The sequence below is a fragment of the Leminorella grimontii ATCC 33999 = DSM 5078 genome (assembly GCF_000439085.1).
Classification (GTDB): Bacteria; Pseudomonadota; Gammaproteobacteria; order Enterobacterales; family Enterobacteriaceae; genus Leminorella; species Leminorella grimontii.
The window spans coordinates 464,929-479,747 of the sequence record NZ_AUUA01000002.1 but is presented as its reverse complement, the minus strand read 5'-3'; the positions used below and the strand labels follow the sequence as shown (position 1 = coordinate 479,747).

12 protein-coding genes are annotated in these 14,819 nt (G+C 53.5%); 6 read left to right on the top strand and 6 right to left on the bottom strand.

Features of this window, described 5'->3' with window-relative positions:
- Positions 1–51: 51 nt before the first annotated feature.
- Positions 52–786: an NUDIX hydrolase gene (locus G544_RS20120; RefSeq protein WP_036023434.1), complete on the bottom strand. Its 735-nt coding sequence runs from the start codon at positions 784–786 to the stop codon at positions 52–54.
- A gap of 146 nt (positions 787–932) precedes the next feature.
- On the opposite strand from G544_RS20120, the gene G544_RS0106680 reads away from it, so the two are divergent.
- Positions 933–1,991: a bifunctional nicotinamide-nucleotide adenylyltransferase/Nudix hydroxylase gene (locus tag G544_RS0106680; protein WP_027273873.1), complete on the top strand. Its 1,059-nt coding sequence runs from the start codon at positions 933–935 to the stop codon at positions 1,989–1,991.
- A 41-nt stretch (positions 1,992–2,032) separates the two neighbouring features.
- Here the strand turns inward: G544_RS0106680 and yfcC are convergent, their stop codons facing one another.
- The 3 genes from yfcC to G544_RS0106665 all read right to left on the bottom strand — a co-directional run bounded on the left by yfcC (position 2,033) and on the right by G544_RS0106665 (position 8,378).
- Complete coding sequence (gene yfcC / locus G544_RS0106675; RefSeq protein ID WP_027273872.1) at positions 2,033–3,508, bottom strand: putative basic amino acid antiporter YfcC; 1,476 nt, start codon at positions 3,506–3,508, stop codon at positions 2,033–2,035.
- A 237-nt stretch (positions 3,509–3,745) separates the two neighbouring features.
- Positions 3,746–6,646: an autotransporter family protein gene (locus G544_RS0106670; protein WP_027273871.1), complete on the bottom strand. Its 2,901-nt coding sequence runs from the start codon at positions 6,644–6,646 to the stop codon at positions 3,746–3,748.
- A gap of 343 nt (positions 6,647–6,989) precedes the next feature.
- Positions 6,990–8,378: a nicotinate phosphoribosyltransferase gene (locus G544_RS0106665; RefSeq protein ID WP_036023431.1), complete on the bottom strand. Its 1,389-nt coding sequence runs from the start codon at positions 8,376–8,378 to the stop codon at positions 6,990–6,992.
- A gap of 508 nt (positions 8,379–8,886) precedes the next feature.
- Here G544_RS0106665 and pstS point away from each other — a divergent pair.
- From pstS to phoU, 5 genes are all read left to right on the top strand, one after another.
- The gene (gene pstS / locus G544_RS0106660) at positions 8,887–9,927 is read left to right on the top strand and encodes a phosphate ABC transporter substrate-binding protein PstS (protein ID WP_027273869.1); all 1,041 of its coding nucleotides are present in this window, start codon (positions 8,887–8,889) and stop codon (positions 9,925–9,927) included.
- A 59-nt stretch (positions 9,928–9,986) separates the two neighbouring features.
- Entirely contained in the window at positions 9,987–10,943 is a 957-nt protein-coding gene (gene pstC / locus G544_RS0106655; RefSeq protein WP_027273868.1) for a phosphate ABC transporter permease PstC, read from the top strand.
- Between the two features lies 1 nt (position 10,944).
- Complete coding sequence (gene pstA, locus G544_RS0106650) at positions 10,945–11,829, top strand: phosphate ABC transporter permease PstA (protein WP_027273867.1); 885 nt, start codon at positions 10,945–10,947, stop codon at positions 11,827–11,829.
- Between the two features lie 22 nt (positions 11,830–11,851).
- Positions 11,852–12,622 (top strand): phosphate ABC transporter ATP-binding protein PstB, encoded by a 771-nt coding sequence (gene pstB / locus G544_RS0106645; RefSeq protein ID WP_036023543.1) that lies wholly within the window; start codon positions 11,852–11,854, stop codon positions 12,620–12,622.
- Between the two features lie 64 nt (positions 12,623–12,686).
- Complete coding sequence (gene phoU, locus G544_RS0106640) at positions 12,687–13,400, top strand: phosphate signaling complex protein PhoU (protein ID WP_027273865.1); 714 nt, start codon at positions 12,687–12,689, stop codon at positions 13,398–13,400.
- Positions 13,401–13,466: 66 nt separating this feature from the next.
- Here the strand turns inward: phoU and G544_RS0106635 are convergent, their stop codons facing one another.
- Together G544_RS0106635 and G544_RS0106630 are read right to left on the bottom strand one after the other, a co-directional pair.
- A complete protein-coding gene (locus G544_RS0106635; RefSeq protein WP_051155614.1) occupies positions 13,467–13,931 on the bottom strand; it encodes a hypothetical protein in 465 nt (154 codons plus the stop codon).
- 211 nt (positions 13,932–14,142) lie between these two features.
- Positions 14,143–14,685 (bottom strand): DUF3916 domain-containing protein, encoded by a 543-nt coding sequence (locus G544_RS0106630; RefSeq protein ID WP_027273863.1) that lies wholly within the window; start codon positions 14,683–14,685, stop codon positions 14,143–14,145.
- Positions 14,686–14,819: the final 134 nt, after the last annotated feature.

The following is a 14,819-nucleotide window of genomic DNA, read 5'->3' as shown; positions in this document are numbered from 1 at the left end:
AATCCGGCTATGTTTTTTAGAAGCATAGCCGGATTTTTTATTGAGCGCTTTTCACCCCAAGCTCCAAACAAACGTATGCTCCCCACACCCCGGCGCGGGCCGATACAGGGTGGCTATCCTTCCCAATCCTCCTTCCGGCAGCCCCTGTCCCGCCTCTTCCAGCAGATCGGCGGAGAGGATGCGGCGGCGGAACGACTTTTTCTCAATCGGCTTTTCCAGCAGCTCTTCAAACGCCTGCTGTAGCTGGGTCAGGGTAAAGGGCGCGCTGATAGCGTGGATGGGCAGCACCGTATAGGCGGTTTTGTTTCTCAGGCGAGTGCGAGCTTTATCCAGAAGCAGCGCATGGTCGAAGGCGAGCGTCTGCGCTTTGGCTTCATCAAAGGGCCACCAGCGGGCATCGGTGACGGTATCGGTAAACCCTTTCGCCTGCGCGTAGGGGATCAGCGCCATATACAACGTAGTGACCGACCAGCCGCGCGGATCTCGCTCTGCGTTGCCGACGGTTTCTACCTGCTCTAAGTGCGGCGCTGTCGTTGATATAGTCACGCCGGTTTTTTCATTAAGCTTTCTCAGCGCGCAGGCGTGCAGGTCTTCGTCCAACTGCTTATTGATAAAGCCCCCCGGCAGCGCCCACATCCCCTTACAGGGAAAGGAACCTCGTTCTACCATCAGAATGTGGAGCCTGCCTGCAATCAGCGTAAAAATGGCGATATCAATGGAAAGCAGAGGAATGTCGTAATTGTGGATGCGATAGTTTGCCAGATACTCGCGTTCCGTCTGATACATAAGGGTTCCTCTGCGTTGATGAATTGTGCTTGCTATATAGTGGCTATAAGCCAATAATAAGATCATCGGGCGCCAATATCAAGGCGCGCTTTAATAAGCGAAGCGAAAGACGCCTCGCGATACCCCGTTTGCAAGGAGCTTGCAAGATGACGAAACCCTATGATTTCACCGTTTTTATCGGTCGCTTCCAGCCTTTCCACCACGGCCATCTGAAGGTGGTTCGCGAAGGGCTTAATCAGGCGGAGAAGATGATCGTGCTGATCGGCTCCGCCTGGGAACCGAGAAGCCCTCGTAACCCGTGGACCCACCAGGAGCGCGAAGAGATGATCCGCCGCTGCCTGACGCACGAAGAAAACGCCCGTCTGTTCTGCCTGCCTTTGATGGACGTCATGTATAACGACGAGCTGTGGGTGCGCAACGTTCAGTCGACGGTTAACGGATTAGTGACCGCTCACCATCTTTTCCCTCACCGCCCGGCTAAGGTGGCGCTGATTGGCCACAGGAAAGACAGCACCGGCTTTTATCTGAGCCTGTTCCCGCAGTGGCACAGCGTTAGCATCGACAGCGTGCGCGACATCAGCGCGACGCCCCTGAGGGAGGCCTTTTTTACCGATGAGCCCCGGCGGGTGGTTGATGAATTGGTTAGCGGCGAGATTTTACCGCCCCCGGTGGCCGACTATCTGGTGAGCTTTGCACAGAACGGCTCCGGCTATGGCCAGATTCACGATGAAATCACCTTCATCAAAAAGTATCGCGAAGCCTGGAAGGCGGCGCCCTATCCACCAGTATTCGTTACCGTGGACGCAGTGGTTATCCAGTCCGGCCATATTCTGCTTATCGAACGTCGGGCCAGCCCCGGCAAGGGCCTGTGGGCGCTGCCGGGCGGTTTTGTCGATCAGGGTGAGCGCTTGCTGGAGGCCTGCTTAAGAGAGCTGCGTGAAGAGACCAAGCTCAAGGTGCCCGCGCCGGTGCTCAAAGGGTCTATAAGACAGCAGGGCGTGTACGATGCGCCCTACCGCTCGGCGAGAGGCAGAACCATTACCCATGCGTTCTACATTGAGCTTGCGCCCGATACCGCACTGCCGAAGGTGAAAGGAGGCGATGACGCCAAAGCCGCCCGCTGGGTGCCGCTTAGCGAGCTTGACCCGCAGGTGATGTTTGAAGATCACTACTTTATTATTCAGCACATGCTGGGGACGGGATAAAGAAATTCCGGGAAGCTTTCGCTTCCCGGAATCTTCTGAAATTACGCGTAGCCACCCATCTGAGCGCCGATCACCGCAATGCTGGAGAAGATAAACAGCCACAGCATGAAGCGCCAGCTGAAGCGGATCCAGTTACCCCAGTCAACGCGGCATACGCCGAGCGTGCCCATTAGCGAAGCCGAGGTTGGGATAACCACGTTGGTAAATCCGTCGCCCAGCTGGAACGCCAGTACCGACACCTGACGGGTTACGCCAATCAGATCGCTCAGCGGCGCCATTAGCGGCATGGTGAGCGCCGCCTGACCGGAGCCTGACGGGACGAAGAAGTTAAATACGGACTGGAACGCGTACATGCACCAGGCTGCGAAGGAGTCGTGCATTCCGCTGATAGCGCCCGCCGTGCCGTTGAGTACGGTATTCAGCACGCTCGGATCGGTCGCGCCCGAACCGCTGATAAGCAGCATAATGCCCTTGGCGAAGCCGACCAGCAGCGCAGGGGCGATCATCACCGTTGCACCATCTTTAAATGCGTCGGCCGCGTCGTTGGCCGTCATGTTGTTGAGCTTGAACAGCACGCCGATGACGGCGGCAATCACCCCCATGGCGAAAAACTGCCCGGCAATCTCCGGGATGTACCAGCCGTGAACCACTACGCCCCAAACGACCCACACCATAATGCCGACAATCGTCAGCAGCACCAGCCAGTAGCCCAAACCAAAGTCCGTCTTTTTAACCTGAGTTGAGCGCTCGCGAAAGTAGCTGTCGCTGTGGTAGCTGTAGGACTTTTCCGGCGCGCGCTTGATTTTGCGCGCGTAGGCCATGGTAAAGATGATGCCAAACAGCGTAAATCCGAGCCACAGGCCGATGCGCAGCGTCGAGCCGGACAGCACCGGCACGTCGGCGATCCCCTGCGCTATCACGACGCTAAAGGGGTTCATCCACGAGGTGGCGAAGCCGACCTGAGTGGCGACGTAGGTCACCATCACCGTCGTAATGCTGTCGTAGCCAAGCCTGACCATCAACGGGGCAATAATAATGGCGAAGGCAATCGCCTCTTCGCCCATACCGAACACTGCGCCCCCCAAAGAGAACAGGAAAAACATGGCCGGGATAAAAATAATTTCGTTGCCGCGGGTTTTATCGATAAGCCGCAAGATGCCGTTATCGATAGTGCCGGTTCGCATCACGACGCCGAACGCGCCGCCGATAACCAGCATAAACATGATGATACCGATCGCCGAACCGTACTTATCGCCGGAGGCCAGCCCTTCAAACGGGAAGTTAAGCAGGCCGACGCCATCGCCGCTGGCGAACAGCGCTATCTTCTTGAACACCGTCTGACCGGCGTCGTCGACGGAATAGGCAAAGGAGGTGGGGTCGATGACCTTACGGGTTTTTTCCACACCTTCGACCAGATAGTGAACCTCTTTAATCTGGAACGTGCCGACGGGGATGAAATAGGTCAGTGCCGAAACAAAAATGCCGATAAAGAAAATAATAATAAGCGTATCGGGCATTCTGCTGCGCTTATTGGCGCGGATGAGGTCCGGGGAGTTGCCTTCTGGCGTTCCCTGATGTTGTGCGTTATCCATAGTCGTATTTTTTTAGTTTAATTAGCGAAGGCGAGAATACTAATTAACCTGGGTTTTCACATCAAGGAAAAGGGAAGACAAATCTTCATTAGTAAGAAAATTTAGAGAGGGATATGAAAACGGGAGCCAAAAGCCCCCGTTTATCAATAGAACGACCTAAGGCTAGAACTGCGCTTTTACTCCCAGCATAGCGCCGTAGGTGCTGTAGCTGTCTTTACCCATAATTCCGTTAACGTGTCCCCAAACCTGCCAGCCTTTGGCGATACTTTTTTGAACGCCGCCTTTTAGCTCATAGCTGTTATTCGGCACGCCGTCGCTCAGCTTCTCGCCATCGAAACGCTGGCTTCCCTGTGCGCTGTCGTTCCACCAGTTAACTTCCATAAAGGGTTGGATAGCCTCTTTTCCCGGCTTGCTGCGGCTGTAAAAGCGAGCGCCAAGCCGAGTCGTGAAGCCGTCGGCCTTGCCATCGTTGATGCGAGTGCCGTTGGCGTCGTTAAAGTCGTCGGCGCGGTAGCGGCTGTAAATAACCTGCACCTGAGGTTCCAGCATCCAGCTTAAGGTTTCGTTTTCATCGGCGTTGAAGGCGTAGCCTGTCTCAACGGAGGCGCTCAGGCCGCGGCTGTCATAGCTTTCTTTTGCCCTGCCGTTGCCCTGTACGCTGTTGTCGAACCAGCCGTATTGAACCCAGCTGTCGACGTAGGGGCCGCTGAGGGTAGACTGGTTGCCAAGCCAAGTGGCGTAGGCGCCGACGTGATAGCCCTCAACGGAGCCGCTGGCGGTGTTTTTAATGCCGCTGTTGGTGTAAGGCTTAAGGGAGTTTTTGGCGTGAATAGTGCTGCGGCCGTATCCGCCCATCAGGCCCATAAACAGGCGTTCATCGCCGTTGGTCCATTGGGCAACGTCGCCGCCGAGTTGAACAACGGTAGTGTCGGTGTCGATATTAAGCTGACTGCCGCCGCCCTTGCTGTCGGTGTGGGTACCGACGGTGCGTATCCACATGCCGGGCTGAAGGTCGCCTTCGGTACTGCCGTAGGTATTGTGCACGGCGCCCATACGGTCATACATAGTGTGGCGGAACATGCCGGCTGCGACGGTCATGTTGTGGGCGTAAACGCCACTCTCCGGCGCGATGAGCCTGTCGGTCGTACTGTTTGAAGGTGTTGGAGTCGTGTTGGAGCTTGGAGCCGGACTCGGACTCGGCGTCGGCTCTACCCAGTCAGGATCGACAGAGCTGGACAGGTACCAACTGCCGTTCCCTGTATTTTTAAATAGATCATACTGATACATGCCTGCCACGACGCGGTTGCTGAGTGAGAAAACGCCGTCTGACTGGCCATCGACCTGAATTAGCAGAATACCGTTATTGGTCAGTCCGCCTGAACCGCCGGCATTGTTGACGTATACCTGTGTTGTATCGGAGGTGCTACCGTGTACGATCATGCGGTCAGTCAGTGAATTGTCGTCGCCAAGACGCGTGTTGAAGTGCATGCTGCCGTTTCCAGAGTAGTTACCGTTAACAAGCAGGGTTTTGTAGTCGGAAGCCAGAGCTTCATTCGTTGGAGACACAAAAACGATGTTTCCGTCGACGTTGTTATACATATCAGTGACGGAAGAATTCGCCGTGACGTTCCAGGCTGAGTTCGTTAACGAAATGCTGCTGACGTTGGCGGATTTCCCGGTAAGGGATGAGCCGTTGTTTAATACTGCAGTGAGCGTACTGTCTTCAACGTCATCATTTTCCAACAGGTCGCCGCGAAGGGTAGATGCGTTAGCGCGTAGAACAATTTGTCCACCGCCTTCCGCTAGGGCTACTTTACCACGCGTATTTACCTGTGAATTGTATATATCGGCGTTGATTATAGAAGATAAACTGCTAACTTTGAACGCATCTGTGGCCTCGATTCGGCTATTGTCCTTAAGCTGAACGTCTATTTTTGCCGAATGAAAAAGTGAACCTTGCTTATCGATGCTAAAGGCCGCGTCATCCACTTGAATAAGAGAATGGCTTAACGTGGCGTCAATTTTTCCATATATCTCAACTCGGAAACCGTTTTTTCCTGTAAAAATATCGTTTGTGGACGACAGGATATCGCTTCTGTTTGTTTGGAAGCCGGTTAACAAAATGGCGGAGCCATTACGGCCTTCGATAAAACTATTACTGGAAGTTATAGTTGCTTGACCGTTGTATGAAAATATCCCCGCGTTACCGCCTGAAATTGTTGAATTTTTTATTATCAGGTTTGCCGCTATCAGCTGCATAGCGTTATCTTCATCATCGGAGCTGACGTAAACGTCATCTAAAGTAACATTGCTTGAGCCAGCGATATGTATTATTGAACCACGCTTGCCGATGTTGTCACCTGTACCATTTATAAGGTTGTAGTTATTGCTTCCGTAGTACTTCCCTCCGATAATGGACACGTTTGATGGAACATTGTTCATTGAGGTTATCGAGACAGCGCCGCCGCCGTTATTTGCTTCAATCTCCGTATTAAGCAGAGTCAGGTTGACGCCGGTAGCATGGATAAAGCGAGCTCTTTCTGCGCCATTTCCCTGAAACTTTACCGTTGCATTTTCCATTCGGTGTTCTCCAGAAAGTGTCGTGCGCGTAATGTTGCTAAGTTCTAAAGCCGCGGTGTCTCCCGTCATACCGCTCATATCAACGTTGATTTCGTAGTTTTTAATATGAAATATGCCGCCGATGGTGTCTAGCGTGCTATAAACGGGACTATTAAGATAGCCCATTCTGGTGTTTTGCAGATTGATTGTTCCCCCGCCGGTAAGGGTAACGCTGCCGCCATCTATTGCTTCAAATAGCCGCACACCGGAACTCAAATTGAACGTTCCCGTACCGGTTACGTTAATTTCCGAACCTTTATTTTTGCTTTGCATAACCATGCCGGTACTGACCCCGTTCCAGCTTAACGTATCAAAGTTTTTAACCTGGCCGGAGGTAGCTGTAACCTGAGGTGCTGCATTGATGCTGAAAGGGGCGCTAAGTACAGAGATCTGTATAGCAAGAGATAGCGCTTTTTTCTTCCATTGAAAGACGTTTAGTTCCATTAATGAACTCCTTGAAATAATTCAAAATAAGGAATTACTCTTATAATATTTATTTTAAATAATAAATTTTCTTAGTTATTGTAAGTTTGTTTTGGTTTTATAAAAAGTCCACTTTTGGTCTTTTATATTTAAAGCAACTTTTTTGTTTTTTTAATGTTTATTTTATTTGTATGTTGATTGTTTGTTTTTTTGTGAATGGTATGTTTTATTTTTAAAAAATAAAAATATTTTTCAAAATGGATTTTTGTATAAAAAACAACCAATACTAATATATCTAATATAATTAAATAAAAAGGCCAGAAGATTTTTCTTAAGGCCTTTTATTATTAGAATGGTAGTACTATCAGACAACAATACAATCCTGCACCGCCCTCTGGCGAATGGCGTCCAACGTATCGTCAACGATAAGCTGGCCGTCGCGGTAAACCGGTACCAGCAGGTTTTCCGATGGGGAAACGGCGTCCCGCGCGACGGTTTTAAACTCGCCGTTTTCTTTAATCAGCGCCAGTCGGCCCTTTTTGGAGCGCTTGACGCTGTCGGTTATCGGATCTTTATAAACGTCTCTCCACTGTCCGTTAATACAGACGGCGGAGGCCTTCATGGCGAACTTCTGCGTATCGCGGTGGACCTTTTGCAACAGCTCGCCGCCCATGCCGAACGCCACGTTTTCCGCGCTCAGCCGCCGGTTTTTCATTTCTCGCAGAATGGCGGCGATAGAGGACGCTGAAATGCCGTCGCCCTGAATGATGCGAATAAAGTCCGGCAGCACCTTGTAGCCTTTGTCGTTGACGCGAAAGCCGAACTTGGCCATCAGGCGCTCAATCGCTTCGTTAACTATAGCGACCGGTTCGCCGGAATCGGGGCGAATAACCAGCGTACCGCCGCTGTTTTCCACCTGAGACTTCAGGCTGCCGCCCCAGATGTTGTCGATAGCGTTCCAAAGGTCGTAGGAGTCGCTGACCACCGCGACGGTTTTCCCCTTTCCGCCGAAGCGCCTGAGCATGTTGGCGTAGGCGTCGGTTTCCCCCTCACGGCCCCAGCTGGTGATGGTGCTGTGCTCGGCGGCGGGGATGGAGAATCCGGCCATGGGGCTGTGGTAGAAGCGCTTGGCGCTGACCAGCGCCGCCAGGCTGTCGGTGCCCATAAAGTTGACCAAGTGGGCCAGGCTGCCGATGCTGACGCTTTCTTCGGAGCTTGCGCCTCTGGCGCCGAAGTCGTGCAGCTTGAACGGCAGGCCGTCAAGCGAGTCGGCGGTGTCTTGTAAATAGCGGGCTATCAGGCTGTGGCAGGCTTTGGAGATGGTCGCCACCGTCGTCGGATACCAAACGGCGCGCAGCAGCGACGTTTCTATATAGCTGGTTAACCAGGCGCATTTGGGGTCGGTATTGATAACCTGAACCAGCACGTTGCCAGTCGGCACCAGCGTTCCTTCCGGTACGGCTTCGATTTCAAGCGGCAGGTAGCCGTTGTGCGCCTGCAGGATGTACATCCAACCGTCGTAGTTAAACGGCAAGCCGTGCAGGGCCATCATTTCTTCGGCTTCGTTGATGTCCGTCAGGGTGATGGGCGTCATCAGGTATTGCTTGATGAACATTTGCAGGCCGAAAAACAGCGTTTTTGGGTAAACGCCGCCGCGAGACTCAATATAGCTGGAGATGTATTCGGTACCCGCCGGGTACTGAAGGTAGTGAGAGGTTTTGTAAGAATCGCTGTTGAGTATCAGGTTGTGCATGATGGAAATCCTCCAATCAATTGACGTCACGCGCCGGTCTGTCCAGCACGTTGGCAGTTTCCCTGCCCTTTAAGGGTAGCTCCTACCCGGTGTTTTATATACCCGTCATACTTCAAGCTGCATGTGCGTTGGCTGCGCTCGTTCACCCGAATCACTTACTTATGTAAGCTCATCGGGATTAATGAGAGGCTCCTGCCTCTCACCGGAGGCCAGCCTTCGGCTGGTCAAATTCGTTCCCGACGAATTTGTCACTCCCTTGCCGCCTTCCTGCAACTTGAATTATTTAGGTCATATAGTGGCATAAAGACACTATATTGGTCAATGGAATTTAATGGCAATTTGCCACTATTGTGAAAAAAGGTATTTTTATCGCAAAACGCCGGCTGTCATAAAACTGTAATAGAGCCGACATTATACTGTCATCAAACGGTCTTATTGTTTCCAGCGTACTCGTTAATCATCTGAAGTTTGCTTGCAACAGAGTCCCAGCGTTCCTTTAGGAGGAATCATGAAACTGATACGTACGACGCTCGCTTTCGGTATTGCCGCTACCGTTTCAATGACTGCGCTTACCGCCATGGCCGCTGAAAACATCACCGGCGCGGGCGCGACCTTCCCGGCTCCCGTTTACGCCAAGTGGGCGGACAGCTACCAAAAAGAGAATGGAAACAACATTAACTATCAGGGAATCGGTTCATCCGGCGGCGTTAAGCAAATCAACGCGAATACCGTCGACTTCGGCGCATCGGACGCCCCCTTGGCTGACGACCGTTTAGAAAAAGAAGATCTGTTCCAGTTTCCGACCGTTATCGGCGGCGTCGTCATGGCGGTTAATCTTGAAGGCATCAAGTCAGGGGATCTGACGCTGGACGGCAAAACGCTGGGCGATATCTATCTCGGCACGGTGAAGAAGTGGAACGATCCGGCCATCGCCAAGCTGAACCCGGGCGTGAAGCTGCCGGACCTGGCGATTAACGTCGTGCGCCGTGCAGACGGCTCCGGCACCTCATTCGTGTTCACCAGCTATCTGGCGAAAGTCAGCCCCGAGTGGAAAGAGCAAGTGGGCGTCGGCTCTACCGTGAAGTGGCCGGTCGGTCTGGGCGGTAAGGGCAACGACGGCATCGCCGCCTTCGTACAGCGCCTGCCGGGCTCTATCGGCTATGTGGAATACGCCTATGCCAAGCAAAACAACCTGGCCTACACCAAGCTGGTTTCTGCCGACGGTGAAGTCGTCAGCCCAACTCAGGAATCCTTCAGCGCTGCCGCCAAGGGCATCGACTGGTCCAAGTCGTTCGCGCAGGACTTAACGTTCCAAAAGGGCAAAGACGCCTGGCCGATTACCTCCACCACCTTCATTCTGGTGCATAAAACCCAGAAAGACGCCAAGCGCGGCGCCGAAGTGCTGAAGTTCTTCGACTGGGGCTACGCCAAGGGCGGCAAGCAGGCCAAAGAGCTGGACTACGCCGTACTGCCTGACGCTGTGGTTGAGCAAGTTCGCAGCGCCTGGAAAACCCAGATTAAAGACGCCAGCGGTAAGCCGATTTACTAATTATCTTGTAGCCGCCCTCTCGCTTTGAGAGGGCGTTAACCCACTCACAGGGAGACCCAATGGCGGAATATAAGCCGATGATAAAAGCGCCAGGGAAACAGGGCGACATTATTTTCAGCGCGCTGGTTAAACTGGCTGCGCTGATTACGCTTTTACTGCTGGGCGGCATTATCGTTTCTCTGATTATCGCCTCCTGGCCCAGCATTCAGAAATTCGGCATCGGCTTTCTGTGGAGCAAGGAATGGGACGCTCCCGCCGATGAGTTCGGCGCGCTGGTGCCGATTTACGGCACGGTAGTCACCTCCGTTATCGCGCTGCTGATAGCCGTGCCCGTGAGCTTCGGCATCGCGCTGTTTTTGACCGAGCTTGCGCCCGGCTGGCTCAAGCGCCCGCTGGGGATTGCGATAGAGCTGCTGGCGGCGATCCCCAGCATCGTTTACGGCATGTGGGGGCTATTTATTTTCGCGCCGCTGTTTGCCAAATATTTCCAGCAGCCGGTTAACGACGTGGTGGCGAATATCCCCATTATCGGCACGCTGTTCTCCGGCCCGGCCTTCGGCATCGGCATTCTGGCCGCCGGGGTGATCCTGGCCATCATGATTATTCCCTACATCGCTGCGGTGATGCGCGACGTGTTCGAGCAGACGCCGACGCTTCTCAAAGAGTCCGCGTACGGCATCGGCTGCACCACTTGGGAGGTTATCCGCCGCATCGTGCTGCCCTATACCAAAAACGGCGTGATTGGCGGCGTGATGCTGGGCCTCGGCCGGGCGCTGGGGGAAACCATGGCGGTGACCTTTATCATCGGCAACACCTACCAGCTCGACAGCTTCTCGCTGTTTATGCCGGGCAACAGCATTACCTCGGCGCTGGCCAACGAGTTCGCCGAAGCGGAGTCTGGGCTGCACACCGCCGCGCTGATGGAGCTGGGGCTGATTTTGTTTGTTATCACCTTTATCGTACTGTCGCTGTCCAAACTGATGATTTTACGTTTAAACAAGAATGAGGGGCGCTAGGATGAGCATCGTAAGATCTGAAGCCGCCACCCGCGAAGCGACCCGCCGCAACATGCAGGCGTGGCGCCGCCAGAAAAACCGCATGGCGCTGCTGGTGTCCATGCTGGCGATGGCCTTTGGCCTGTTCTGGCTCGTCTGGATACTGTTCTCTACCTTCACCAAGGGCATCGACGGCATGTCGCTGGCGCTGTTTACCGAAATGACGCCGCCGCCCAATACCCAAGGCGGCGGGCTTGCCAACGCCCTGGCCGGCAGCGGCCTGCTTATCCTGTGGGCGACGGTTATCGGCACGCCGCTGGGCATTATGGCCGGTATCTATCTGGCGGAATACGGGCGTAAGTCCTGGTTTGCGTCGACGGTGCGCTTTATCAACGACATTCTGCTGTCCGCGCCTTCGATCGTGGTCGGGCTGTTTGTCTATATGCTGATTGTCACCCAGATGGAGCGCTTCTCCGGCTGGGCGGGCGTCGTCGCGCTGGCGCTGCTGCAGGTGCCGATTGTGGTTCGCACCACCGAAAACATGCTGCGCCTGGTGCCGGACACCCTGCGTGAAGCCGCCTACGCACTCGGCACGCCCAAGTGGAAGATTATCCTGTCGCTGACGCTGAAGGCGTCGACCTCAGGCATCATTACCGGCGTGCTGCTGGCGATTGCCCGCATTGCCGGCGAAACCGCGCCGCTGCTGTTTACCGCTCTGTCGAATCAGTTCTGGAGCCTTGACCTGTCGCACCCGATAGCCAACCTGCCGGTGACGATATTCAAGTTTGCCATGAGCCCCTTTGCCGAATGGCAACAGCTGGCCTGGGCCGGGGTACTGCTGATTACGCTGTGCGTACTGTTACTGAACATTCTGGCGCGTGTCGTTTTCGCCAAAAAGAAATACTAGGAGAGAGGAAGTCATGACGCCTATGGGAAGCAATGCTTACGAAAGCAAAATTCAGGTGCGCGATCTCAATTTTTACTACGGGAAGTTTCACGCTCTGAAGGATATCTCCCTCGACATCGCCAAAAATCAGGTGACGGCCTTTATCGGCCCGTCCGGCTGCGGCAAGTCCACGTTGCTGCGCACCTTTAACAAGATGTATCAGCTGTATCCGGAGCAAAACGCCACCGGGCAAATCCTGTTGGACGGCGAAGACATCCTGAACAACGGTCAGGACGTCGCGCTGCTGCGCGCCAAGGTGGGGATGGTGTTCCAAAAGCCGACGCCGTTCCCGATGTCGATTTACGACAACATCGCCTTCGGCGTGCGCCTGTTTGAAAAGCTCTCCCGCGCCGAGATGGACGAACGCGTGCAGTGGGCGTTGACCAAGGCCGCCCTGTGGGATGAAACCAAAGACAAGCTGAACCAGAGCGGCTACAGCCTGTCCGGCGGTCAGCAGCAGCGCCTGTGCATTGCGCGCGGCATCGCTATTAAGCCGGAAGTGCTGCTGCTCGACGAACCCTGCTCGGCGCTGGACCCGATCTCCACCGGGCGCATCGAAGAGCTTATCAGCGAGCTGAAGTCGGACTACACGGTGGTGATCGTCACCCACAACATGCAGCAGGCCGCCCGCTGCTCGGACTATACGGCGTTTATGTACCTGGGCGAGCTTATCGAGTATTCCAATACCGACATGATGTTTACTACGCCGAGCAAGAAGCAGACTGAAGACTACATTACTGGCCGCTATGGTTGATTTTACACGCTATGTTTTGCGCCGCAGGCGCGAAGTATTCGGTGTAAATAAATGAGGAATAAACATGGAAAACCTGAACTTAGGCAAGCATATTTCCGGCCAGTTTAACGCCGAGCTGGAGCACATCCGCACGCAGGTGATGGTAATGGGCGGGCTGGTGGAGCAGCAGCTGACGGACGCCATCAACGCGATGCATCAGGCCGACGAGGCGCTGGCGCAGCGGGTGATCGACGACGACCACAAGGTCAACAAGATGGAGATCGAGATCGACGAGGCGTGCGTGCGCATCATCGCCAAGCGCCAGCCCACCGCCAGCGATCTTCGTCTGGTTATGGCGATCACCAAGACCGTCTCCGAGCTTGAGAGGATTGGCGACGTGGCGGATAAAATCTGCCGTATGGCGCTGGAGAAGTTCTCCCAACAGCACAAGACGCTGCTGGTGAATCTGGAGTCGCTCGGTCGCCACACCGTGCAGATGCTGCACGACGTGTTGGACGCCTTCGCACGCATGGACATCGACGAAGCCGTTCGCATCTACCGGGAAGACAAAAAGGTCGACCTGGAGTATGAAGGTATTATCCGCCAGCTGATGACCTACATGATGGAAGACCCGCGCACCATCCCCAGCGTGCTGACCGCGCTGGCCTGCGCCCGCTCCATCGAGCGCATCGGCGACCGCTGTCAGAACATCTGCGAGTTTATCTTCTACTTCGTGAAGGGGCAGAACTTCCGCCACCTGAGCGGGGATGAAGTGGAGAGCATGCTGGCGAGGAAGTAGCCGGCATAGCAAAACTGAAAGAGCCGCCGTAAATAATAAGCATCGGCGGCTTTTTTATGGGGTTCGCTAGTTGGCCGGCTGTTCGTCGAACTTTATCGATAGTAGCGACGCTTTGACCGAACTCTTATAGGTGCTCCACAGGTCAGCCGTGCAGTTAAACGCTACCAACACCATCTTGTCCTTATAGGACGTTACCAGCATCGCGTTGTGAATGTCGGTATCGATGGCTTTGGAAGTGAAGTGGATGAGCCAGGCCTTTCTATTGCCGTCGATAGTGACGCTCTCCGCCGCCGGATGATAGTTGCGCATGGCCTGAAGCATGTAGTCTTTATAGGTGTTTAGCTGCTCGGCCTTCAGCGGCGCTTTGCCCGCGCTTAGCGCAACGTTGACCTTCCCGCGCTCATCGGTAAAAACGACGGCGGGGCGGTTTTCAGACGGGTATTTCACCTTTTTCATCGCTTCGTCCATTGGGGTAAAGCCCTTGGGGACGTTGATAGAGATGCCCTGCGAGGGGATCTTCTGGTTTTCCATTTCGACCTGAGCGGCGGCCTGGAAGGAAAAAAACAGGCTAAGTGAGATACTAAACAGCCATTTCCACGTTTTGTTCATAGAGGGCTTCCTGTTTAATCGAGTGGCGGATGTAGATATTTTATTCTTTCCGGGGGTTTTATTCACCTTGCCTTATTTGTTGTTTTGTCGCGTTTGACCTCTCTTTTTTACCGTGAGCTGACGGCTGTTTGTATTACTGTAGTTGGCCATAATACCAGTGCTCGCCTGCAAACCATTCATCCGGGTCGTCACTACCGTGGTATTCAAATGCAATACCTAATTCTTGAATACCTTTTGGAAGAATAAGTCCCCATTCTTTAGCTAGACTACGCTCCCTGAGACGTATTGATGAACCCCTTTCAGTGCTGCTTTCTGATATGAAACCCTGAAAGTAATCCTCAGAGCGGAACAGGCAGACTTCGCTGCTAAACATGTCCGGGAGGCAGATTACAGCAGTAATTCGAGGGCAGTAATCCCATTTTGCCGTTGCGAGTATTAAATTAGAACATGCATTGATTAAGGCTTGAGCGCAGTCTGCCTTGGTTTTCTGCTTGCTGTGCTTTCCTTCAACAAGATTGAAATCTACAGGTATTTTGTAGTTCCAGTAGCGCTGATCTTCCGAAAAAACGGCGCGGATTGGGTTATGGAAGGTTTCTGCCCAACGATTAAGCGCTTTTATACGGCGGGGGATGTTTCTGATTTTCTTGCGGTGATCTCTGTTGAGGCGCCTGCTCATAGGTTTCGAGTTTCTTATCCACTTAACGGGTATTTGTTATTGTCTCACATTTGGCATTTCTCTGTATTTAATTGATTAATGGATAGCCATTTTCACGACACAGTTTTATTCATCATGAAAAGTGAATCCAAAGA

Excerpts from the sequence above, each read along its gene's own strand:
- G544_RS0106670 (WP_027273871.1), bottom strand. The coding sequence starts at position 6,646 with ATGGAACTAAACGTCTTTCAATGGAAGAAAAAAGCGCTATCTCTTGCT.
- pstA (WP_027273867.1), top strand. The coding sequence starts at position 10,945 with ATGAGCATCGTAAGATCTGAAGCCGCCACCCGCGAAGCGACCCGCCGC.
- pstB (WP_036023543.1), top strand. The coding sequence starts at position 11,852 with ATGGGAAGCAATGCTTACGAAAGCAAAATTCAGGTGCGCGATCTCAAT.
- G544_RS0106635 (WP_051155614.1), bottom strand. The coding sequence starts at position 13,931 with ATGGAAAACCAGAAGATCCCCTCGCAGGGCATCTCTATCAACGTCCCC.
- pstC (WP_027273868.1), top strand. The coding sequence starts at position 9,987 with ATGGCGGAATATAAGCCGATGATAAAAGCGCCAGGGAAACAGGGCGAC.
- G544_RS0106630 (WP_027273863.1), bottom strand. The coding sequence starts at position 14,685 with ATGAGCAGGCGCCTCAACAGAGATCACCGCAAGAAAATCAGAAACATC.
- G544_RS0106680 (WP_027273873.1), top strand. The coding sequence starts at position 933 with ATGACGAAACCCTATGATTTCACCGTTTTTATCGGTCGCTTCCAGCCT.
- G544_RS0106665 (WP_036023431.1), bottom strand. The coding sequence starts at position 8,378 with ATGCACAACCTGATACTCAACAGCGATTCTTACAAAACCTCTCACTAC.
- pstS (WP_027273869.1), top strand. The coding sequence starts at position 8,887 with ATGAAACTGATACGTACGACGCTCGCTTTCGGTATTGCCGCTACCGTT.
- yfcC (WP_027273872.1), bottom strand. The coding sequence starts at position 3,508 with ATGCCCGATACGCTTATTATTATTTTCTTTATCGGCATTTTTGTTTCG.
- G544_RS20120 (WP_036023434.1), bottom strand. The coding sequence starts at position 786 with ATGTATCAGACGGAACGCGAGTATCTGGCAAACTATCGCATCCACAAT.
- phoU (WP_027273865.1), top strand. The coding sequence starts at position 12,687 with ATGGAAAACCTGAACTTAGGCAAGCATATTTCCGGCCAGTTTAACGCC.